General features: G+C 55.6%; 22 protein-coding genes. 16 read left to right on the top strand and 6 right to left on the bottom strand.

Annotation, left to right across the window (positions count from 1 at the left end; translation table 11 throughout):
- Positions 1-6: 6 nt before the first annotated feature.
- The 3 genes from L579_RS11260 to L579_RS11250 form a co-directional block, all read right to left on the bottom strand.
- The gene (locus L579_RS11260) at positions 7-858 is read right to left on the bottom strand and encodes an ABC transporter permease (RefSeq protein WP_021184366.1); all 852 of its coding nucleotides are present in this window, start codon (positions 856-858) and stop codon (positions 7-9) included.
- Positions 855-1,793, bottom strand: coding sequence for an ABC transporter permease (locus L579_RS11255; protein ID WP_021184365.1), 939 nt, complete (start codon positions 1,791-1,793; stop codon positions 855-857). The genes L579_RS11260 and L579_RS11255 overlap by 4 nt, the downstream gene beginning before the upstream one ends.
- Before the next feature lie 90 nt (positions 1,794-1,883).
- On the bottom strand, positions 1,884-3,476 hold the full coding sequence (locus L579_RS11250; protein ID WP_036626457.1) for an ABC transporter substrate-binding protein: 1,593 nt from the start codon (positions 3,474-3,476) through the stop codon (positions 1,884-1,886).
- A gap of 298 nt (positions 3,477-3,774) precedes the next feature.
- On the opposite strand from L579_RS11250, the gene L579_RS11245 reads away from it, so the two are divergent.
- From L579_RS11245 to L579_RS11225, 5 genes are all read left to right on the top strand, one after another.
- Complete coding sequence (locus L579_RS11245) at positions 3,775-4,770, top strand: GntR family transcriptional regulator (RefSeq protein ID WP_021184363.1); 996 nt, start codon at positions 3,775-3,777, stop codon at positions 4,768-4,770.
- Positions 4,757-5,452, top strand: coding sequence for a creatininase family protein (locus L579_RS11240; protein ID WP_021184362.1), 696 nt, complete (start codon positions 4,757-4,759; stop codon positions 5,450-5,452). Before L579_RS11245 ends, L579_RS11240 begins: the two co-directional genes overlap by 14 nt.
- A 31-nt stretch (positions 5,453-5,483) precedes the next feature.
- Positions 5,484-6,563 (top strand): ketopantoate reductase family protein, encoded by a 1,080-nt coding sequence (locus L579_RS11235; protein ID WP_021184361.1) that lies wholly within the window; start codon positions 5,484-5,486, stop codon positions 6,561-6,563.
- Positions 6,563-7,327 (top strand): SDR family NAD(P)-dependent oxidoreductase, encoded by a 765-nt coding sequence (locus L579_RS11230; RefSeq protein WP_021184360.1) that lies wholly within the window; start codon positions 6,563-6,565, stop codon positions 7,325-7,327. The genes L579_RS11235 and L579_RS11230 overlap by 1 nt, the downstream gene beginning before the upstream one ends.
- A 101-nt stretch (positions 7,328-7,428) precedes the next feature.
- A complete protein-coding gene (locus L579_RS11225; protein WP_021184359.1) occupies positions 7,429-8,565 on the top strand; it encodes a 3-phenylpropionate MFS transporter in 1,137 nt (378 codons plus the stop codon).
- Here the strand turns inward: L579_RS11225 and csiE are convergent.
- Positions 8,562-9,830, bottom strand: a complete 1,269-nt coding sequence (gene csiE / locus L579_RS11220) for a stationary phase inducible protein CsiE (protein ID WP_021184358.1) — start codon at positions 9,828-9,830, stop codon at positions 8,562-8,564. The two genes, L579_RS11225 and csiE, sit on opposite strands and share 4 nt — an antisense overlap.
- A gap of 157 nt (positions 9,831-9,987) precedes the next feature.
- Here csiE and L579_RS11215 point away from each other — a divergent pair, with 157 nt between their 5' ends.
- Together L579_RS11215 and L579_RS11210 are read left to right on the top strand one after the other, a co-directional pair.
- Positions 9,988-10,614, top strand: coding sequence for a DUF1007 family protein (locus L579_RS11215; RefSeq protein WP_021184357.1), 627 nt, complete (start codon positions 9,988-9,990; stop codon positions 10,612-10,614).
- A complete protein-coding gene (locus L579_RS11210; RefSeq protein ID WP_021184356.1) occupies positions 10,605-11,585 on the top strand; it encodes a nickel/cobalt transporter in 981 nt (326 codons plus the stop codon). The genes L579_RS11215 and L579_RS11210 overlap by 10 nt, the downstream gene beginning before the upstream one ends.
- A 53-nt stretch (positions 11,586-11,638) precedes the next feature.
- Here the strand turns inward: L579_RS11210 and suhB are convergent, their stop codons facing one another.
- A complete protein-coding gene (gene suhB, locus L579_RS11205) occupies positions 11,639-12,442 on the bottom strand; it encodes an inositol-1-monophosphatase (protein WP_021184355.1) in 804 nt (267 codons plus the stop codon).
- 118 nt (positions 12,443-12,560) lie between these two features.
- On the opposite strand from suhB, the gene trmJ reads away from it, so the two are divergent.
- From trmJ to sseB, 5 genes are all read left to right on the top strand, one after another.
- Entirely contained in the window at positions 12,561-13,304 is a 744-nt protein-coding gene (trmJ, locus tag L579_RS11200; protein ID WP_013510091.1) for a tRNA (cytosine(32)/uridine(32)-2'-O)-methyltransferase TrmJ, read from the top strand.
- A 133-nt stretch (positions 13,305-13,437) separates the two neighbouring features.
- A complete protein-coding gene (gene iscR, locus L579_RS11195; RefSeq protein ID WP_021184354.1) occupies positions 13,438-13,935 on the top strand; it encodes a Fe-S cluster assembly transcriptional regulator IscR in 498 nt (165 codons plus the stop codon).
- A gap of 89 nt (positions 13,936-14,024) precedes the next feature.
- Entirely contained in the window at positions 14,025-15,197 is a 1,173-nt protein-coding gene (locus L579_RS11190; RefSeq protein WP_021184353.1) for an IscS subfamily cysteine desulfurase, read from the top strand.
- A gap of 68 nt (positions 15,198-15,265) precedes the next feature.
- Positions 15,266-16,552 carry an aminopeptidase PepB gene (pepB, locus tag L579_RS11185; RefSeq protein ID WP_021184352.1) on the top strand — a complete coding sequence of 429 codons (1,287 nt, stop codon included), beginning with the start codon at positions 15,266-15,268 and terminating at the stop codon, positions 16,550-16,552.
- 106 nt (positions 16,553-16,658) lie between these two features.
- Positions 16,659-17,426 (top strand): enhanced serine sensitivity protein SseB, encoded by a 768-nt coding sequence (gene sseB / locus L579_RS11180; RefSeq protein WP_021184351.1) that lies wholly within the window; start codon positions 16,659-16,661, stop codon positions 17,424-17,426.
- A 90-nt stretch (positions 17,427-17,516) separates the two neighbouring features.
- Here sseB and sseA read toward each other — a convergent pair whose 3' ends face one another.
- Positions 17,517-18,359: a 3-mercaptopyruvate sulfurtransferase gene (gene sseA / locus L579_RS11175; RefSeq protein WP_021184350.1), complete on the bottom strand. Its 843-nt coding sequence runs from the start codon at positions 18,357-18,359 to the stop codon at positions 17,517-17,519.
- A 258-nt stretch (positions 18,360-18,617) separates the two neighbouring features.
- Here sseA and ndk point away from each other — a divergent pair, with 258 nt between their 5' ends.
- The 4 genes from ndk to rodZ all read left to right on the top strand — a co-directional run bounded on the left by ndk (position 18,618) and on the right by rodZ (position 22,216).
- A complete protein-coding gene (gene ndk / locus L579_RS11170; protein WP_007884899.1) occupies positions 18,618-19,049 on the top strand; it encodes a nucleoside-diphosphate kinase in 432 nt (143 codons plus the stop codon).
- Between the two features lie 169 nt (positions 19,050-19,218).
- Entirely contained in the window at positions 19,219-20,388 is a 1,170-nt protein-coding gene (locus tag L579_RS11165) for a bifunctional tRNA (adenosine(37)-C2)-methyltransferase TrmG/ribosomal RNA large subunit methyltransferase RlmN (protein ID WP_013510084.1), read from the top strand.
- A 78-nt stretch (positions 20,389-20,466) separates the two neighbouring features.
- On the top strand, positions 20,467-21,201 hold the full coding sequence (gene pilW / locus L579_RS11160; RefSeq protein ID WP_021184349.1) for a type IV pilus biogenesis/stability protein PilW: 735 nt from the start codon (positions 20,467-20,469) through the stop codon (positions 21,199-21,201).
- Positions 21,191-22,216, top strand: coding sequence for a cytoskeleton protein RodZ (rodZ, locus tag L579_RS11155; protein WP_036626454.1), 1,026 nt, complete (start codon positions 21,191-21,193; stop codon positions 22,214-22,216). The genes pilW and rodZ overlap by 11 nt, the downstream gene beginning before the upstream one ends.
- The last annotated feature ends 37 nt before the right edge of the window (positions 22,217-22,253 follow it).

Below are 22,253 nucleotides of genomic sequence, written 5' to 3'. Positions count from 1 at the left end.
CATTTTTTAACGGCTGCCGGGGCGCAGCCAGTCCGATAGCAGATCACCAAACAGGCTAAATCCCAGCCCGGTCAGCACGATGGCGATACCGGGGAAGATGGTTATCCACCAGGCGGTGTCCATGAAATTCTTACCGGAGGCGATCAATACCCCCCATTCGGCTGTCGGTGGCTGCGCACCGAGGCCAAGATAACCGAGGCTGGAGCCGAGCAGAATAGCCAGCGCCATATCCGTCATCCAGTACACCAGCGTGGTGGTGATCACGTTTGGTAGCACATGGCGGAAGATAATCCTTGGCGTGCTGTAGCCCATCACTTTGCCTGCGGCGACGTATTCAAGGCGTTTCTGGATACTGACTTCACCGGCGATAAGTTTGGCGTAAAACACCCAATAAATAATGCCAACGGCGATATACATGCTGTTCAGGCCCGGACCCAGAATCGCGACAATGGCGATCACCAAAACCAGCAGCGGGAAGGTGACCACCGCATCCACGATGCGCTGAAACAGCATTTCGGCAACGCCGCCGAAATAACCCACCAACAGTCCGACCAGGGTGCCGAACACCATCGGAAACAGCGTGGTGAAAAACGCGATTTGCAGGTCGATACGGTACGCGAAGACCACGCGTGAAAAGATATCGCGACCAAAGTTATCGGTACCAAAAATATGTTGCAGGCTCGGCCCCTTCAGGATCGCGCGGTAATCAAATTTCAGCGGATCGGCGGTGGCAACCAGATGCGGAAAGAACGCCATCAGCAGGCTGAGGGCGAGAATGGCGCAACCCAGCAGCGACGGCCACGGCAGATGCTTTCGCCAATGACGCGTGAGGGAGCGTCGGGCAATCAATTCACTCATCGCGCTCTCCTCGGATCAATCATGACCTGCACGATATCGGTCAGCAGGAAAATCAACGACACCAGCACCGACAGCACGATGACCAGCCCCTGAATCATCGGGTAGTCGCGGCTGAAAATGCTATCAACCATCAGGCGCGCAATGCCGGGCACGGCGAAGACAGTTTCGGTGATCACCGCGCTGCCAATGGTGGTGCCGATATTCAGCGCAAACAGGCTGAGCATCGGGATCAGCGAATTGCGTAACACATGCCGCAGCAACACCACGCGATTGCTAAGACCTTTGGCACGCGCAAAGGTGACATATTCCGCGTCCAGTACCGCGATGATCGAGTTGCGCAGGCTACCAATCAGTACCGAAGTGATGCTGACCGCCAGCGTCATTGCCGGAAGAAACAGATGCCAGAGGCGTTGTCCCCAGCTATCGCCGTAGCCACCGACCGGGAACCAGTGCAACTGGGCGGCGAAAACCGTCAGCAGCACCAACCCGATATAAAACGAGGGCATCGACAACGTCACCTGTGACGCGCCGCGAATGGTGATATCGGTGGCGCTGTTGCGTTTGAGGGCAGAGATAAAGGCCAGCGGAATGGCCATCAGCAGCGCAAACAGCGCGGCCATGCCGGTCAACAGCAAGGTCACGGGCAAACGCTCGGCAATGACCGTGGTCACCGGGGCGTGCATGGCATAGGAGTTGCCAAGGTTACCGCTGGCGACCTGGCGTACAAAGAAGACGAACTGTACCGGCAGCGGTTGACTCAATCCCAGCTCTTTATTGATACGCGTGACGTCAGCGTCCGTTGCGCGGTCGCCAATCATCGCGCTGGCAGGATCGCCAGGCAGCAGACGCACGATGGTGAAGGTGACCACCAAAATCACCAGCAGCGTCGGAATAATCAGCAGAATGCGTTTGAAAATATAATTCAGTTCGGTCAACGCGTGCTCCCAAATCCAGCGTACAGGCGCTGTAGCCCACGCGGGTACAGCGCCAGATGCCTGGATTTCACTCGATGTAATAAAGGCGAATTATTTCTTCAGCCAGGTTTCAGTGAAGATGTTATTCCCCAACGGGATCTGGACAAATCCTTCGACATTTTTCTTCAGCGCCACCGGATAGGAGCTTTCATACAGCGGGATGGTGGGGCCGGTGCTGTTGTAGATATCCTGGATGCGTTTGTATTCTTCGGCACGTTTCGCTGGATTAGTTTCCTGCTGTGAAGCTTCAAACAGCGTGTCTAATTCATCACTCTTCCAGCCGGAATGCAGCGCCTGAATATTCTTCGAATACGCGTAGTAGGAGGTGATCTCGTTGGGGTCAGCGATGTCATCGGTCCACGGACCAATACGGGTGCTGAAATTCCCCTTACGATAGTTGGCGTTCAGCGTGGCGTTATCCATCTGGTTAATGGTCAGCTTGACGCCAATCTGCGCCCACATCTGTTGCAGGCCGGTCGCGATGCTCAGGCTGTCTTCATTACCCGCCAGAATATTCATGCTGGTGCTAAAGCCATCCGGGTAACCGGCTTCTTTCATCAGCGCCTGCGCTTTCTCAACGTCTACGGGCCACAACGGCTTGGTGCCCGAGTTGAGTGGCGTGGAGGTCGACATAAACGAGGTCATCGGTTTGCCGAGTCCAAAGGTCACCAGTTGGATGATGCCTTCTTTGTCGGTGGCGTAGTTCAGCGCTTCACGCACTTTGGGATTCGCCAGTGGGTTCGGCTTGCCATCAATCTCCGGGCGGGCGTTCACGCTGGCGACTTCCACGCGGGTGGAGGGGAACAACGCCATATTTATTGCCGGATTCCCCTGCAACTCTTTAACGCGTGAGTAAGGGATAAACTCGGCACCGTCCAGTTCACCGGATTGCAGCTTCAGGATGCGTGTCGCATCGTCGGGGATGATTTCGAACTTGATGCTGTCGAGGTAGGGCAGCGCTTTGCCGTCAGCGCCTTTCTCCCAATAGTACGGGTTGCGTACCAGCGTCATGGTGGAGTTATGTTGCCATGACTTGAGGATAAACGGACCAGAACCCACCGGATGCTCGGCAAACGCTGCGGCTTTGTCGTGGTCAGTCGCGCCGGGTTCCGCTTCGAACAATTTCTCCGGCATGATTGCGGTGTTGAACACTGTCAGCGCGGTGAGAATGGCGGGATCGGTATGCGACAGATGGATCACCACAGTGTGCGGATCGCTGATGGTGACGTTAGCGATGGCGCTCACCAGAAATTGCCACACGCCATTACCCGGTTTGGCTGCACGCTCCAGCGACCATTTCACGTCTTCAGCGGTGATCGGTGAACCATCAGAAAATTTGGTGTCAGGACGCAGGGTCAGGGTCAGACTTTTACCGTCCTCCGACAGCTTCCACGCGGTAGCCAGGCCCGGTCGAATGCCTTTGCCATCGTTAGTCGGCAGCAGCAGGGTGTCGTAGAGGTTAGAGAGAATCCAGATATCGTTATTGCTTTCGTTCAGGATAGGTTCGAGGAAATTACTGTCAGCGTAGCGACCATAGATCAGGGTACCGCCGCGCTGTACTACCTCCGCCCCCTGAGCCGCCAGGGTACTGAACGCACCCGCTGCCAGTAAGGCGATTAACGTTAATTTAGGCATAACTTTCATGACCTTGCCCCTCTGTTTGTAAGTCAGAAAAATGTTTGTCAGGCCCTCAAATGCCCCCCGAAAACTGCGGAGAGCGGAGCCGGCAAAAATGGCGGTAATGATTGTGTTCTAGTTAACTGGTACGATAATTGATGTATTGCTCACAAACTGTCAATAATCAGCGCAAAAAAAATGCAAAAAATAAGAATTGGTTATAACAGTAAGTTATTTCGTCATGATTTTTTTTGCCTGATGTCTTGAATTGATGTAAAAAACAGCATAATTGTATTAACAGGCTAGTACACTGACCAGGCAGGTTATGGAATTCCACCTCGATCGTGACTCTTCAATCCCGTTGGGAGCGCAGTTGCGCGGGATAATTGAATACGCCATTACGTTTGGCGCGTTGAAACCTGGCGAACAGCTACCCTCGGTGCGCGACATGGCCGAACAGGTAGGCGTTGCGCCGATGACCGTGGCGCAGGTATATCGCGAACTCAAAGCGGCCGAGCTGGTGTACAGCAAGCCAGGCGCCGGTACCTTTATCGCCGATGCGGCGCTTGCGGTGGGATCGTCAGAACTTGCCCTTGACGAGTTGCATCAGCATCTTGATGCATTTATCAACAGCGGAATGTTGCTCGGTTTAAACGCGGCAGAACTGGGGGCGTTGGTCAGCAGTCGGTTTGCAGAACGACAACGCCAGCTCAGGAAGAAGACGGTATTTTTTATTGGCAACTTTATCGATGCGGCGCGGGATTATGCACACTGCATCGGCGAAACGCTGGGTGAAATCGCGCAGGTAGAAGCGACCACGCTCACCGATATAAAAAACGACCTGTTACTCCGTCAACGTGTTGCCAGTGCCGATCTGTTGCTGACCTTTGCCCATCGTCGGCGTGAGGTCAGCCAACTGATTCCGGGGCTGCCGTTGCTGAATATCAGTTTTATTCCGTCCGAAGCTACTCGCCGTGCGTTGGCTTCGCTCGATCCACTGACGCGCACGCTGGTGGTGTCGATTTTCCCGGAATTTACCGCGTTGATGACGTCTGGCGTGGCGCGCTTTGCGCCTCATGTAACCCAGGTCACCGTGGTGCAAAGCGATGATCCTCGTCTGGGTGAATTATTAAAAGAGACCGATGCCCTGGTGTATGCCACCGGCGTTCAGGAACTCACCGCCCGGTTGGGAGAGCACCAACGTTCTTTTGAGTACCGCCATGTTCCTGATGCAGGAGAGATTCAACGGGTGGTTGTACCGTTGCTGCAACAGGATATTTTACACGCGTCCAACACCGGGGACCGTAATGAAAATCAGTGAAATGAACTGGCAGCAGTTAGCCCACTATCTCACCACCGACGACCGGGTGATTGTGCCGCTCGGCAGTACTGAGCAGCACGCGCTACTCAGCCTGTCAGTGGATTCAATTCTGGCTGAGAGAGTCGCCGCAGAGGCCGCAGAGCCTTACGGTATTCCTGTCTTCCCGGTGATGCCGTTCGGTATGACGCCGGCGTTTAGCGACTATCCCGGCACCATCAGTCTGAGCATGCAAACCTATGTGTGCCTGTTGAATGACATACTTAATAACCTGAAACGGCAGGGGTTTCGCCGCATTTTGTTTATCAACGGGCACGGTGGTAACGCACCGGCGCAGAACATCATTAGTGAATGGATGGTGACCAATCCGGGGGTAACGGTTCAGTTGCATAACTGGTGGAATGCGCCGAAAACCTGGGAAAAAGTGATGTCTATCGATCCGGTCGCGTCACACGCCTCCTGGATGGAAAACTTCCCCTGGACGCGTTTGCCGGGCGTGACCCAGCCGCAGCAGCAAAAACCGATGGTGGATTTGGTAGCGCTGCGGAAACTGGACCCAACGCGTGCCAAAGCGTATCTCGGTGACGGCAACTACGGCGGCTATTATCAGCGCGCCGATGAGGAGATGCTCGCTATCTGGCAAACCGCACTGGCGGAAATTCGAGAGATTATTGACGCGCTCTAGCCGGTGATGCGCGACTTGCCCGGAGGTACGGATGTCAGTTGTCACTCAGCCAGAAACCGCACTTTCCCCCGCAGTACCGCAATCCCAGGATCCTCTGGTTATTTGGGGGGCGGGGGCGATTGGTGGCGTGATCGGTGCTGCGTTTATCGCTGCCGGTCAGCCGGTGATTTTTGTCGATAATGTGGCGGAGCATGTTGCCGCGATTAATCTTCAGGGGCTGCGCATTACCGGTCCCCTCGGTGAAAAAGTGGTGCGGGCGCAGGCATTTTTGCCTGAGCAACTTACCGGTCACTATCGCTGCGTGCTGCTGGCGGTAAAATCTCACCATACCGCTGGCGCTATCCAACAAATTGCACCGCACCTCGCGCCCGAAGGTTTTGTGGTATCGCTACAAAACGGCCTCAACGAGCGGGTTATCGCCGATAGCATCGGCGTTGATCGTACCGTCGGCGCTTTCCTGAATTTTGGCGCAGACTTCCTGGAACCCGGCGTGATCCACCACGGTGGTCGCGGCGCGGTGGTGATTGGTGAGTTAGACGGCATCGCCCGCCCACGAACTGAAATGCTCCACAGGCTGCTGCTGAACGTGGACGCTGCGGCGATCCTCACACCAAACATTTGGGGATTTCTGTGGGCGAAGATGATCTACGGTGCGCTGTTGTTCGCCACGGCATTAACCAATGACAGCATTGCCGATGTCCTTGCGATGCCACGTTTCCGACCCGTGCTGACAGCGCTGGCACAGGAAATCGGCAGCGTGGCCCATGCGCAGCATATCGTTTTGCAAGGGTTTGATGGCTTTGATCCTGCGGCGTTTCTGCCTGATGCCAGCCCTGACCACACCCGACAATCCTTTGACGATATGGTGGCGCATAACCGCCGTTCAGCGAAATCTCACTCAGGTATCTGGCGTGATTTGGCGGTGCGCAAACGCCAGACCGAGATTGACGCGCAGATCGCTCCGGCTATCGCGATTGGTCTGAGCGTTAATGTACCGATGCCATTAACCTCGCGTCTGGTGCAACTGATTCACGAAGTGGAGCAGGGGATGCTGCCGCAAACTCAGGCAACCCTGGTCTTGCTGGAAAGTAACGAAACGGGAGCATCCTGATGCAAGACCCTTTTGATTATTCCCGGCGCACGGTGCTGGTGACCGGCGCCGCGCAGGGATTTGGCCGCGCGATTTGTCTGGCCTTCGCCGCACGCGGGGCACAGGTCATCGCCTGTGACATCCAGCAGGCGCAGGTTGAGGAGACGGCAGCGTTATGCGGCGAGGGGACGCTGGCGTTTACCGTTGACATCAGCTCACCCGAGGCAGTTAACGCGCTGTTTAGCACGCTGGCGTCGCACCAGCTTCAGGTCGATACGCTGGTCAACAATGCGGGCGGCGTGGTGGGGCAATCAGGTCAACCGCTCGAAACCGTCACCTTCGCACAGTGGCAGGCGATAGTTGATGTGAATCTGAATGGGGCGTTTTTAATGTCCCAAGCGGCAGTGGCGGGGATGAAGGCGCGGCAATTTGGTCGCATCATCAATATCTCCAGCCGGGCCGGGCTGGACGTCAGCCTTACCGGTATCCAGGCCTATGCCAGTGCCAAGGCGGGACAGATTGGCCTGACACGTCAGTTGGCGCACGAGTTGGGGCCGTGGAACATCACCGTCAATAACGTGGCACCCGGATTTATTCGCAGCAATCCCTCCACCGAGAAGCAGTGGGAGGCAATGGGCAGCGCGGGCCAGCAGCGGCTGGTGGACAATATTGCCCTGCGACGACTCGGCGTGGCCGAGGATATTGCCCATGCGGTGCTGTATTTCGCCTCCGACTGGGCTAACTGGGTCACCGGGCAAGTTCTCAGCGTCGATGGTGGCCGATAGTTCATTACATAAAAACTAAAACTCATTATTTCCTTTTTCCCACGGCTCTGACAAAGTACCGCGCAAAATAATAACGTTAATAATTACCCTGCGGAGTTTGTATGACCATCGGATCGGCTAAGTGGCTTGGACTGAGCTACTTCACCTACTTTTTCTGTTACGGCATCTACTTACCTTTCTGGAGCGTATGGCTCAAAGGTTTAGGATTGGATGCGGAAAAAATCGGTCTGATGATTGGTTGCGGCATGGTGGCACGTTTTGTCGGCAGCTTGTTAATTGCTTCTCAGGTGAAAACCCCTTCCCATTTGATTCGCGCGCTACGCCTGCTGGCGCTGATGACCTGCCTGTTCGCGCTGGGATTTTGGCTTGGTGGCCAGTGGCTATGGCTGCTGTTGGTGATGATTGGCTTTAACCTGTTTTTTTCTCCGCTGGTGCCACTGAGTGATGCGCTGGCCGCCACCTGGACACAGCAAATTGGCCTCGCCTATGGGCCGGTGCGTTTATGGGGATCGCTGGCGTTTGTGATTAGCTCGGCGTTGACCGGAATGCTGGTCAGTGAGTACTCCTCGCAGGCGATTCTGGTGCTGCTCTCGGTCGGGGTGCTGGCGATGCTATCCGGCATGATGTTGCCACCCAAAACGCAACCACAGGGCGATGCACGCCAGGGAGCGAGTGGTGGCTGGTCTGCCTGGCGTAACCTGCTGCGGGAAAATGCCGTCTGGCGCTTTATGTTGTGTGTCACCCTGATGCAGGGCGCACACGCCGCTTATTACAGCTTCAGTGCTATCTGGTGGCAGGAGTCTGGCTATTCAGCCAGCACCGTGGGGTATCTCTGGTCACTCGGAGTGGTGGCGGAAATTGTGGTCTTTGCCCTCAGCAACCGGCTATTTCGCCGCTGGACGGCGCGCGACCTGCTGCTGCTTTCCTGCGTGTGTGCGCTGGTACGCTGGACGTTACTTGGGGCCAGCACCGCATTGCCACTGCTGATTGTGGCGCAGATTCTGCACTGCGGCAGCTTCACCGTTTGCCATCTGGCGGCGATGCGCTTTATTGCGGCGCGTAAGGGCGCAGAGGTGATCCGTTTACAGTCGCTGTATTCGGCGCTGGCGATGGGCGGCGGCATAGCGGTGATGACCATGATTTGTGGCGTGCTGTTTACCCCTTTGCAGGGGCATCTGTTTTGGGTGATGGCGCTGGTAGCGTTACCTGCCTTGTTCCTGCGCCCCCGTTCTGCTTAAGACTCGAGTAACTGGCGGATACGCTGCTGCTGATGTTCGCTCAGCGGCAGCTCGGCGTGAATCAATGGCGGTGAAAACAGCGGCAGCGAGGTCGCATAAGGGGTAATCACCAGCGCAATATCACGCGGCGCACCCTCCTGCCTGAATTGCAGCATATCCTGATAGGTGATGTTAATTGGCAGCAACGTCAGCTCACGGATTTGCTGTTCCAGTAATTGCTCCAGGCTGGCATCCTCGCCAGTCAGCAGCAGCACCTGTTTCTCCTGCAAGGCGCTCTCCTGCATCAGCCAGGCACCGAACAACACCGCCACCAGGCTCACTTCTTCCGCACTGAAACGCGTGGCAAATTGCGCCGCAAAGTCATCGAGCGCGGCGCGGGTGGTGCGCAGCAAGCGTGGATAGAGCCGGGCGACATCCAGCGCCACGCTGTTATCAATGCCGATGGCAAAATGGCTACGGTCCAGCGCTTGCGCCAGATGGGTAAACAGTTGCTGCTTCAACTCTTCCTGATTACTGATTTGCGTCAGCGCCAGTTTTTCAAAGCGGATGATTAACGCTTCCACGGCCTGCATCAGGATTTGCGCCTGCGGATGCTGCAACTGCGTGCCATCCGGCGCGTGAATCAGGCTAAACAGTAGCGTCCAGAAGTCGGCCTCGCTGGCATCGGGCGCGAGGTGGCAACGTTTTTGCCAGTGATGAATTACATCATCGGCGGCCTCGCGCTCTGCCTTTTCGGCCAGCCAGGCGCGCTGCGCATCGTTGAACAGCGCCATCTGCCGCTGGCACAGGGCATACTTCATGTAGATTTGCAGAAATAACCGATCGCGCTGACTAAAGTTCCGGTTGAGTCGCAGGCTACAATGCTGGATCAGCGCCTGTAAGTTGGTTTCATCCCACAGCGCTTTTTCGATTTTGAGCACCTTAAGGCGTTGACGCAGCACCGGGGCGAAGTGTTCACAAACAAAATCCTGCGACAGGCGCAGAGCGCGTCGCAACCAATGGAGCAGGCATAAACGCCTGTCCAACTCCGTTCCATGTACGCGAAAGCTACCATCGACCATCTGGTGTAGTTCCAGTTGATGATAACGCTGTATCTCGTCACTGACATCCGCGATATCCTGTCGGGCGACAACAGGGTCCACGCCATTTAACTGGCAGAGCTTTTCAAGCGTCAGCGCGGGAGCGGGCAGAAACAGCAGCAGTAGCAGATGGCAGCGACGTTGGGAACGGCTGAAGAGTGGTGCAGAGGAGGTTGCAGAACTCATCAATAGTCATTCCAGCAGGTCATTTTTGAGCTAAGAATAGCCAACTCCGCGCGGTAACCCTGCACTTTGTCGTGACTTTTATTCAGAGCTTTAAAGCGGGTCACAGTTTTTCTGGACCACTGGAATCTGAACCTTTTAATTGTTACTTTATAACGTTATGAAAATTGCGCTTTTTACCCTGATGCTGTTGGTCAGTCACATGGCCTGGTCACATCCACACAGTTTTATTGATATGAAAACCGAGCTTCTGACCGACAATGACCATCTTACCGGCTTCAAAATGGTCTGGACTATGGACGAGATCACCTCTGCCGATCTGCTGTACGATGCCGGTAAAGCCGAGCCGGGCAGCGTGGTGTGGAAAAAACTGGCGGCGCAGGTGATGGCCAATGTGTTGGGTCAGCACTATTTCACCGAAGTGTGGCAGGGGAAAAATCGGGTGAAATTCCTCAATCTGCCAAAGGAGTACCAGCTATCGCGCAACGGTAACAAAGCGGTGCTGGAGTTCATTTTGCCTCTGGGCGAACCGCAATCTCTGAGTAACACGCAGTACCGCATTCTCACCTTTGATCCGAGCTACTTTGTCGATATGTATTACGACAACGCTCAGGCGCTCACTCTGCCGAACGCGCTGAAATCGCGCTGCCAGCTGGATTTACACACACCAAAACCGGATGACTCGCTGAAACAATATGCGTTGTCGCTGGATAAAGCCGATGCGCCGCCAGAAGATATGGATCTGGGGCAGCAGTTCGCGCAGACGGTAACGCTGACATGTCATTAATTTCCCTGCCTTCCGGATCCCGCCGTTTATGGCCGCTGTGGTTGCTGGCGTTGGTGTTGCTGCTGGCGGCTGGCATGGTGTGGCAATTCTGGCCGCAAATCCTGCTACAAAGCGTGCTGTGGCAAAAAGTCTTAAATCGCGAGATGACGCAACTGCTACAACAGGTGGCGGAGCAACCCCACCAGGCGGGGGTGACCCTGATGCTGTTTAGTCTGGCTTATGGTGTGCTGCATGCCCTGGGCCCCGGTCACGGTAAAGTGGTGATCAGCACCTTCCTCGCGACCCATCCGGCGCGCCTGAAAACCAGTATGAAGCTGACGTTGCTGGCGGCATTGTTGCAGGGGGGCGTGGCGATCGGTCTGGTGACGGTGATGCTGGTGGTGCTACAAACCTCATCGCGCACCCTGCATCTGGGTAGCTACTGGCTGGAGAAGGGCAGTTACCTGCTGGTGATGGCATTGGGAATTTGGGTTGGATGGCGCGCGATCCGCGCCTTGCGGGCGGCGTTAAAACCGGTGCCGAAAATGCAGATCCATGCTATCCGCCCTCACCATCAGCATGATGACAACTGCGGCTGTGGCCATGCTCACTTGCCGAGTGCTGCACAGATAGAACAAGCCGTTAGCGGCAAAACGCAGGCGCTGGTGGTGTTCTCGATGGGGCTACGTCCTTGCTCGGGGGCCATTATGATGTTGCTGTTTGCCAAAGTGATTGATGTGTATCTCTGGGGAGTGGCCTCGGCGATGGCGATGGCGATGGGCACGGCGGTGACCGTATCGGCGATGGGATTGTTGGTGCAGCGTTCGCGTAAACTGGCGGAGAAACTGGGCAGTGCCAGTGCGACAGCGCAAGGGGTGAAAGTGTTGATGCCATTGCTGGCGTTAGTCGGCAGCGTGGTCTTACTGGTCGCGGGGGCGTTACTGTGGCAAAGCGCCCAGCCGATGATGAGCAGCGGCCTGCGGCCATTTTAACCATCGACCATAACGTAACGGCGCAATAAATCACGCCGTTACGGGAAAAGCAATTAACGCTTCAGCGCTTCGCTCAGTTCGTCACGCATGGTGGACAGCAGCGCTTTCACCACACGCGGGTTACCGGCAACGATGTTACCTGACATCAGGTAGCCATGACCGCCAGTAAAGTCAGTTACCAGGCCGCCCGCTTCGCGTACCAGCAGTTCACCGGCAGCGAAATCCCACGGTTTCAGACCGATTTCGAAATAGCCATCTACACGACCCGCAGCCACGTAAGCCAGGTCCAGTGCCGCAGAACCGGTACGACGGAAGTCAGCACACTGGGTAAACAGTTTGCCCACCACATTGATATAAGACTGAGAATGCTGCTTCAGTTTGAACGGGAAGCCGGTCGCCAGAATGGTGCCATCCAGATCGCGAGCGGTGCTGCCGCGCAGACGGTAGCCGTTCAACTGAGTGCCCTGACCGCGTACAGCGGTGAACAGCTCATTACGCATTGGATCGTAAACCACCGCAACTTCGGTGCGACCTTTAATGCGCACAGCGATAGAAACGGAGAAGTGAGGGAGGCGTTTGATAAAGTTGGTGGTGCCATCCAGCGGATCGATTACCCATTGAATGTCCTGATCGTCACCCGCCAGTTCACCGCTTTCTTCGGTGATGATGGTGTGTTGCGGGTATGACTTGCGAATCACTTCGACAATCAGACGTTCTGCGTCACGGTCAACATTGGTAACGAAGTCGTTGCTGCCTTTCTGGCTGGCTTCGACAGCGTCCGGGGTTTCATAATTCTTTGCAATTAAATTTCCGGCCTTGCGCGCAGCGCGCACGGCGATGTTGAGCATCGGATGCATCGGTATCTCTCGCTGGATGTTAAAGAACAGGGAAAACGGCGCGGAGTATAGCAGCGCATTCGGTAAATGTCCTGTTTTATGTTAGCATCGCGCCATCATTTTCTTACCTGCTTCTATTATGCTGCAAAATATCCGAATTGTACTGGTGGAAACCTCCCACACCGGCAACATGGGCTCGGTAGCCCGTGCCATGAAAACCATGGGTTTGAGCAATCTGTATCTGGTCAACCCGTTGGTCAAACCTGATTCTCAGGCCATCTCTCTCGCCGCAGGTGCCAGCGATGTGATCGGCAATGCGCAGATCGTGGACACCCTCGATGAGGCGATTGCGGGTTGTAGCCTGGTGGTTGGCACCAGCGCACGTTCGCGTTCTTTGCCGTGGCCGATGCTGGATTCGCGTGAATGCGGTATCAAAAGTGTCGAAGAGGGGCAGCAGGCACCGGTCGCGCTGGTGTTTGGCCGTGAGCGTGTTGGCCTGACCAATGAAGAGTTGCAGAAGTGCCACTATCACGTCGCGATTCAGGCGAACCCGGAATACAGTTCGCTGAACCTCGCGATGGCGGTACAGATCATCGCTTACGAGGTGCGTATGGCCTGGCTGGATGCGCAGGAAAAAGCGACGCCGCAGCCACAGTTTGCAGAGTCGCCTTATCCGCTGGTCGATGATCTGGAGCGTTTTTATCAGCATATGGAACAGATGATGCTGAACAGCGGCTTTATCCGTGAAGGCAATCCCGGTCAGGTGATGAGCAAACTGCGTCGCTTGTACACCCGCGCGCGCCCGGAACGTGATGAGCTGAATATTCTGCGTGGCATGCTGGCGTCGTTTGAAAAACGTAAAGGTAGTGAGGGTAATAGTTGAGTAAATTGCTTGGTTAAATAGTTGAGCAAATTACTTGGTTAAATAGTTGACCAATTTACTCAGGAATGTCAGACTAGCGGCCATTCATCAGATACCCGCCGATAACCGACGGACGCTTACGAGGTTGTATGCTATGAGACTGACATCCAAAGGACGTTATGCCGTTACCGCTATGCTGGACGTTGCCCTGCACTCGCACGAGGGGCCGGTGCCGCTGGCTGACATTTCTGAGCGTCAGGGCATTTCGCTCTCCTATCTGGAGCAGTTATTCTCGCGTCTGCGTAAGCACGGTTTGGTTGCCAGTGTCCGTGGTCCGGGCGGCGGTTATCTGTTAGGTAAAGATGCTGGCGCGATTGCCGTAGGTGCGGTGATCACCGCCGTTGACGAATCCGTTGATGCCACCAAATGCCAGGGCAAAGAAGGTTGCCAGGGCGGTGAACGTTGCCTGACTCACGTTCTGTGGCGTGACCTGAGCGAACGCATCAGCGAATTCCTCAACAACATCACTCTGGCAGAACTGGTCAACAACCAGGAAATTCTGGATGTTGCTGACCGTCAAAACGCCATCGACAATCGTCGCTTCCAGACTCACCGCGTGCAGGAAACCATCAACGTTAACCTGCGTGCGTAATCCGCTCTCTTTCGGCCTTTCCTGCTAAGGCAGGGAAGGCTGAATCATGCTATAACGTCGTATGATTTTTTATACGGAGCTTTAGCGCAATGAAATTACCGATCTACCTGGATTACGCGGCAACGACGCCTGCGGATCCGCGTGTCGCCACCAGAATGATGCAGTTTCTCACCCTGGATGGCACGTTCGGTAACCCCGCTTCCCGTTCTCACCGATTTGGCTGGCAGGCTGAAGAAGCCGTTGATGTGGCACGCAACCAGGTTGCGGAGCTGGTCAATGCCGATCCGCGTGAAATCGTTTTTACTTCCGGCGCGACTGAAGCTGATAACCTCGCCATCAAGGGCGCGGCACAGTGCCATCAGGCGCGCGGCAAACACGTTATTACCAGTCAGACCGAACACAAAGCGGTGCTCGACAGTTGTCAGCAACTGGAGCGCGAAGGCTTTGAGGTCACTTATTTGCAACCCGGCCGTGATGGCATCGTGACTCCCGACATGTTGGCTGCGGCGCTGCGTGACGACACGGTGCTGGTTTCGTTGATGCATGTGAATAATGAAACCGGCGTAATTCAGGATATCGCCGCGCTTGGCGCTTTGTGTCGCCAACGTGACATCCTGTTCCATGTCGACGCCACGCAAAGTGTGGGTAAGTTGCCCATTGACGTCAGTGTCCTGCCGGTGGATTTGATGTCCTTCTCGGCACACAAAATTTATGGCCCGAAAGGTATCGGCGCGCTCTGGGTTCGTCGCAAACCGCGTTTGCAGATTGATGCGCAAATGCATGGTGGCGGTCATGAGCGCGGCATGCGTTCGGGTACATTGCCGGTGCACCAGATTGTCGGCATGGGCGAAGCCTATCGCATTGCGCGTGAAGAGATGAGCAGCGAAGTTGCGCGACTAGCAGCACTGCGTCAGCGCTTGTGGCAGGGCATCAGCGCGCTGAGCGATGTCACGCTGAATGGATCGCTGGAGCAGGGCGCACCAAATATCCTCAATATCAGTTTTGCCCACGTTGAAGGTGAATCGTTGATTATGGCGCTGAAAGATCTGGCGCTCTCTTCCGGTTCCGCCTGTACCTCGGCCAGCCTCGAACCCTCTTATGTGCTACGCGCGATGGGCGTTGACCAGGAGCTGGCACACAGCTCGCTGCGTTTTTCGCTCGGACGCTTTACCACCGAAGAGGAAATTGATTACGCCATTGAGCTGGTCAACAAAGCGGTAACCCGTCTGCGGGCGCTGATGCCTGCGGCAAATTCTCGCTAATTATCGTTTAACAGCATCCTTCCGCCGGTCTGGCGGAAGGTGATAACTCACGCATACGGAGCCTCGCGATGACAACACAACCGATGACGATTACGCTCAGCTCCCAAGCCGCCGACGCGCGCTGGGGTGACAAAGCGTTGCTGAGCAGCAATGACAGTGGCATGACGATTCATCTCACCGGCGCAGATGCGCTGATGAGCATTCAACGCGCGGCGCGCAAACTCGATGGTCAGGGTATTCGCCATGTCGCCTTAAGCGGCGAAGGCTGGGATCTGGAGAAATGCTGGGCGTTCTGGCAGGGCTACCGTGGCCCGAAAGGATCACGTCAGGTGGAATGGCCGACCCTGAGCGAGCAGGATCAGAACGAATTTGATCGTCGCCTGAAGATCGTGGATTGGGTACGTAACACCATCAACCTGCCTGCTGAAGATCTCAGCCCGGAGCAACTGGCGCACAGCGCGATTGATCTGATTTCTGCTGTCGGCGGCGACGCAGTGAGCTATCGCATCACCAAGGGTGAGGATTTGCGCGAGCAAGGTTATCTCGGCATTCATACCGTTGGTCGTGGCTCAACCCGCGCACCGGTTCTGCTGGCGCTGGATTTCAATCCGGGCGGTGACGAAAATACCCCGGTTTATGCTTGCCTGGTGGGTAAAGGCATCACCTTTGATACCGGTGGTTACAGCCTGAAGCAGAGCGGCTTTATGGACTCGATGAAGTCCGATATGGGCGGGGCAGCAACGGTTACTGGCGCACTGGCGCTGGCGATCTCGCGCGGTCTGAATAAACGCGTGAAGCTGTACCTGTGTTGTGCTGACAACATGGTCAGCGGTAATGCGTTCCGTCTTGGCGATATCATTCGTTACCGCAACGGCAAAACCGTTGAAGTGATGAACACCGACGCGGAAGGGCGTCTGGTGCTGGCCGATGGCCTGATTGACGCCAGCGAGCAGAAACCGGAACTGTTGATTGACGCAGCAACCCTGACTGGTGCGGCCAAAACTGCGCTCGGTAACGATTACCACGCGCTGTTCACTTTTGATGACGTGTTGGCGCAATCGCTGCTGGGTAGCGCGGCCAGTGAAAACGAAGCCTTCTGGCGTCTGCCGCTGGCGGAGTTCCACCGCAGCCATCTGCCGTCAAATTTTGCTGATCTCAATAACATCGCCAGCCCGGCACACTCCGCCGGTGCCAGCAGCGCGGCCGCGTTTCTGTCGCACTTCGTCAGTCAATATCAACAGGGCTGGCTGCATATCGACTGCTCAGCGACCTACCGCAAAAGCGCGGTTGATCAATGGTCAGCAGGCGCAACTGGCCTCGGGGTTCGCACCATCGCGAACTTGTTACTGAAATAATGTCCCGTTAAGGCACATTACGTAGCGGCGCGGGTTTGAAAATGACGCGCGATAAATCGCGCCGCTACGGAGCAGTGCAGACACGTATTTTTGGAAAAACCAAACCATGAGTAACCGTCTTGAAGAGGTGCTGAAACTGGCTGCCACCGAGCCTGCGCACCGCCCGGAGTTCTTTCAGTTGCTGCTTGAAGCCGATGTCTGGGTGCCGGGTGAAAGCAGTGCGCAGCAGTTCGACGCCACCACACCGGTCGATCTTCAGCACTGGGAAAAGGAAGACGGCGGTAGCGTCATCCCCTTTTTCACGTCTGAACAGGCGATGAGCGAAGCCATCAAAGATGAGCAACCTTATCTGCGTCTGCCGGTACGCACCTTGTTTGAAATGACGCTGGGTGAAACCTTGTTCCTCAACCCGAAACTCCCGGCAGGGAAAGAGTTTTCACCGGGCGAAATTGCGCATCTACTGGGTGAAGAGGGCAGCGCGCTCAGCCAGCAAACGGTACTGGAAGGCGGCCATGCCTTGCTGCTCTCCGAAGTGGCTGAGCCACCGGCGCAGATGGTTGACTCACTTACCCAGCTGTTTGCCAAATATAAACAGGTACGACGCGCGTATATTGCCAGCATTCGTGAGCAGGCCGATGAGACGCCAAATCTGTTGATTGGCATCGAGGCGGATAGCGATATTGACGCGATTATCCAGGCGGCGGGCAGCGTGGCGACAGATACGCTCACCGACGATGTGCCGATCGATCTCTGTGAAGTGGTTAGTGGCGAGCATGGCGTCAGCCATTTCTTCACCGCCCACATTACGCCTTTTTACGAGCGCCGCTGGGGCAGCTTCCTGCGCGATTTTAAAGGCAGTCAGCGCATTATCTAAAACTGAATTCTCCGTAGCGGCGCGATTTATCGCGCGGCTTTTTCTGGCAGCGCGCACGGAATTGCGCGATAAATCGCGCCGCTACGCTGATTATTTCTCGATTGGGAGGTCGTCGCGACTTCCCCATTCACCCCAGGAGCCGTCGTACAGGGTAACATCCCGCACGCCAAGCGATGTCAGCGCCAGAATCACCACCACCGCCGTCACGCCTGAGCCACAGCTGGCGATGATCGGTTGATCCAGCTTCACGCCTGCCTTCTCAAATTCCGTACGCAGTTCTGCGGCGGGTTTCAATGCGCCATTCGCCACCAGATTGTTCCACGGCACGTTACGGCTGTTGGGGATATGGCCACGCAGCAGGCCGGGACGCGGCTCGTCGACTTCAGCATTGAAGCGATTCGCGGCGCGAGCATCGACAATCTGTGCGCCACCCTCATGGCTGATCAACAACACATCGGTCAACCGTTTCACCTGGGCGCTGTCATACTTCGCCTCAAACTCCCCTTCAGATAAGCTTACCGGGCCGGTCGCCAGCGCGTAACCTGCCGCTTTCCAGCCAGCCAGGCCGCCCGCGAGGATCGACACATTAACGCAGCCAAAGGCGCGTAACATCCACCAGGCGCGTGGTGCGGAGAACAGGTTGCCTTCGTCGTAAACCACCAGATGTTTATCCTGGCTGACGCCCAGTTCGCGCATCGCCACGGCAAAGGCTTCGGCACGCGGCATCATGTGTGGGTAAGGGCTGGTATGATCGGACAGGGCTTCGATATTAAAGAAAGGGGCGTTGGGCAGATGCCCGGCCAGATACTCTGCCTGGATATCACGTACCGCTTCCTGGCCGGGTGGCAACATGCGCGCATCCAGCACCTGTAGGGTTTCCTCGGTGTAATGTTCTTTTAACCAGTCAGCAGACACAAACAGGGGAGCTGTCATAGCAACCTCTTCTCATCAATCGGGAAAGACTCAGTGTCCGGGAATGTGGACGCTATCTCAAGGGTTAGTAAGGAGAAAGTTGGGGATGGTCATCCGGGTATGGCACATTTTTGGTCGGCTTGCCCCGACAAAAATCAATTATTTTCAATAATTCCTCTGATCGACGATAGGCAACGCCCGATGATGTCCCTATAATCGCCCCGTTTTCTTACCGGGCGGGTTCCCGGTTTCTTCAGGATGCTAAATATAGAGGTCAACATGGCAATCGAACGTACTTTCTCAATCGTTAAACCAAACGCTGTCGCCAAGAACGTGATTGGTGCAATCTACAACCGTTTTGAAAGCGCGGGCTTCAAAATCGTTGGCGCTAAAATGCTGCACCTGACCAAAGAGCAGGCTGAAGGCTTCTACGCGGAGCACAAAGGCCGTCCGTTCTTCGACGGTTTGGTTGAATTCATGACCTCTGGTCCGGTTGTGGTTTCTGTACTGGAAGGTGAAAACGCTGTTCAGCGTCACCGTGATCTGATGGGTGCAACCAACCCGGACAACGCGCTGGCAGGCACTCTGCGTGCTGACTACGCAGACAGCTTCACCGAGAACGCCACTCACGGTTCAGATTCAGCAGAATCCGCTGCGCGTGAAATCGCGTACTTCTTCGCTGAAAACGAAGTCTGCCCGCGCACTCGCTAAGGTGGCGCAAGGTTTACACCTTTTAACCCGGTGTAAATCTGTTCCCCTGGCATCATGCCGCAGATGTAGTACAATTATGCGCCCTTGTTGAGCCTGCTCAGCAAGGGCGCTGTTTTTTTCCTATTCTTAACCAGAGCCATAACGTGTAACAACGAGGCCAGAGAACATTATGTCCGAACAGATTGTGACGCCGTCGTCCGCTTCCCCCGTGGTTGTCTCCCCAAAAAACGAAAAAATTAACCTGCTGGATCTCAACCGTCAGCAAATGCGCGAATTCTTTGTTTCGCTGGGTGAAAAACCATTTCGTGCCGATCAGGTAATGAAGTGGATGTATCACTACTGCTGCGATGATTTCGAGCAGATGACTGACATCAACAAAGTGCTGCGTGGCAAACTGATGCAGCTCACTGAGATTCGCGCCCCGGAAGTGGCTGAAGAGAAGCGATCCAGCGATGGCACCATCAAATGGGCGATCCGCGTGGGCGACCAACTGGTGGAAACCGTGTACATCCCGGAAGATGACCGCGCTACGCTGTGCGTCTCTTCCCAGGTAGGTTGTGCACTGGAGTGCAAATTCTGTTCGACGGCGCAGCAAGGTTTTAACCGTAACCTGCGTGTATCAGAAATTATCGGTCAGGTGTGGCGTGCGGCGAAAATTATCGGTGCCGCCAAAGTGACCGGCCAGCGTCCGATCACCAACGTGGTGATGATGGGCATGGGCGAACCGTTGCTGAACCTCAACAACGTTGTACCGGCGATGGAAATCATGCTGGATGACTTCGGTTTTGGTCTGTCCAAACGTCGTGTAACCCTGTCGACCTCGGGTGTGGTTCCGGCGCTGGATAAGCTGGGCGATATGATTGACGTCGCATTGGCGATCTCACTGCACGCACCAAACGACAAGCTGCGCGATGACATCGTGCCGATTAACAAGAAATACAACATCGAAACCTTCCTCGCGGCGGTGAAACGTTACCTGGCGAAGTCGAATGCGAACCAGGGACGCGTCACTATCGAGTACGTGCTGCTGGATCACGTTAATGACAGCACTGACGATGCCCATCAGTTGGCCGAATTGCTGAAAGACACGCCGAGTAAAATCAACCTGATTCCGTGGAACCCCTTCCCGGGTGCGCCGTATGGCCGCAGCTCCAACAGTCGCGTTGATCGTTTCTCTAAAGTCTTGATGGAGTATGGTTTTACCACCATCGTGCGTAAAACCCGTGGTGACGATATTGATGCCGCCTGTGGTCAGTTAGCGGGCGATGTTATCGACCGTACTAAACGTACCATGCGTAAAAAGATGGCCGGTGAAGCCATCTCTGTGAAGGCGCTCTGAAACTCCGCGCCTGGTGATATTCACCGGGCGCAACTCATGTCAGTCTCTTCCGCCTGAATCACTCAGGGAGAACGGACAATGAGTAAGGGATTACCGGCAGTGTTATTGGCAGGCTTTGTTGTAACCGGTTGTGTCAGTGAGCCCGCGCATCAGGGCGCGGCAGATATTCGTTTGCAGCTTGGATTGCACTATCTGGCGGTGCAGGATTTTCCGTCTGCGCAGCGTAATTTGCTGCGAGCACAACAAGCTGCGCCACAGGACTATCGTGTTCCTTTGGCGCTTGCACGCGTGGCTCAGGCGCAGCAGAATATCGCGCAAACGCGTTGGTACTACCAGCGCGCGCAGCAACTGGCTCCTGCCAACGGTTACGTCGCTAACAATTACGGTGCGTTTCTCTGCGGTTTGAGGCAGTATGACGAATCGCATCAACAGTTTAAGTTAGCGGCTGATGCGCAGGAACCCGACGCCCGTCACGATGCATTATTATTTTCGGGCTATTGTTACCTGCAAGCTGAAGATAATGCCGCTGCGCGGGGGCAATTAACTCGCGCGTTGGATGAAGCACCGGAGCAGGGCAGGCAACTGCTGACGGAGGCGGAAAGGCAGTTTGATCGGCAAGCGTGGAACAAGGTTTCACTGCTCTTAGAGGTTTATGACCACAGGCTGCCTGCCAGTGCAGACAGTTTATGGTTACAGATACGTTTCGCCGCGCAACAGGGAAACGCTGCTGACGTTACACGTTATGGCGACCGGTTGGCGCGAAGTTTTCCACAATCGATACAGTACCAGCGTTATTTAGCTAATGAATACTGAAGCCACTCAAGAGAAATCTGCAGTACATTCCACAGGTGAACGCCTGCGACTGGCCCGTGAGCAGATGGGGCTGACCCAGCAAAACGTCGCCGAACGCCTGTGCCTGAAACTTTCCACCGTACGTGATATTGAAGAGGACAAGTCGCCAGCCGATTTAGCCTCCACTTTCCTGCGCGGCTACATTCGCTCCTATGCGCGTCTGGTGCATGTACCGGAGGACGACTTGTTGCCGATGATGGCGAAACAGGCACCGGTACGTGCCGCCAAAATCGAGCCGATGCAGAGCTTCTCCTTGGGTAAACGCCGTAAGAAACGTGATGGCTGGCTGATGATCTTCACCTGGTTGGTGATCTTTGTCGTCATCGGTTTAACCGGTGCCTGGTGGTGGCAGAACCATAAAGCCTCTCAGGAGGAGCTGGTATCGATGGCTGATCAGAACGGCAGCAACAGCGATAACAGCCAGTCGATTCCGTTGGGCGATAACAGCAGCAACGACACCACTGCCGATGCCGATACTAACGGTGCCGGCACGCCAGTGGATAACGGTGCGGGTGCGGTAGCTACCCCGGACACCTCCGCTCAGGGCAGCACTGCGCCAGCAACAACGCCTGCTGCGCCAGCCGCACAAAGCAATGACAACGCGGTGGTATCCCCGAGCCAGGCTCCGGTCGATACCACACCGCCACCTGCGACCTCTCCTGCGCCGGTCAATAGCGTGGAAGGTCAGTTGCCTACCGGTGGCGCTGGCGTAAGCCAGGCACCGAGCGATCCAAACGCGCTGGTGATGAACTTCAGTGCTGACTGCTGGCTGGAAGTGACCGACGCGAGCGGTAAAAAGCTGTTCAGCGGCCTGCAACGCAGCGGCGGTAAACTCAGCCTTGCCGGTCAGCCTCCGTATCGTCTGAAAATTGGTGCGCCAGCGGCTGTGCAGGTGCAATATCAGAATCAGCCCGTTGATTTGAGTCGTTTTATCCGTAATAACCAGGTTGCTCGTCTGACCGTGGGTGCGCAATAACGCGCACCTCACCTGCCGGGCAATTGTGGAGAGAGAA

The sequence above is a fragment of the Pantoea sp. AS-PWVM4 genome (assembly GCF_000468095.1).
Classification (GTDB): domain Bacteria; phylum Pseudomonadota; class Gammaproteobacteria; order Enterobacterales; family Enterobacteriaceae; genus Pantoea; species Pantoea phytobeneficialis.
This window is presented reverse-complemented; position numbering and strand designations above follow the sequence as displayed.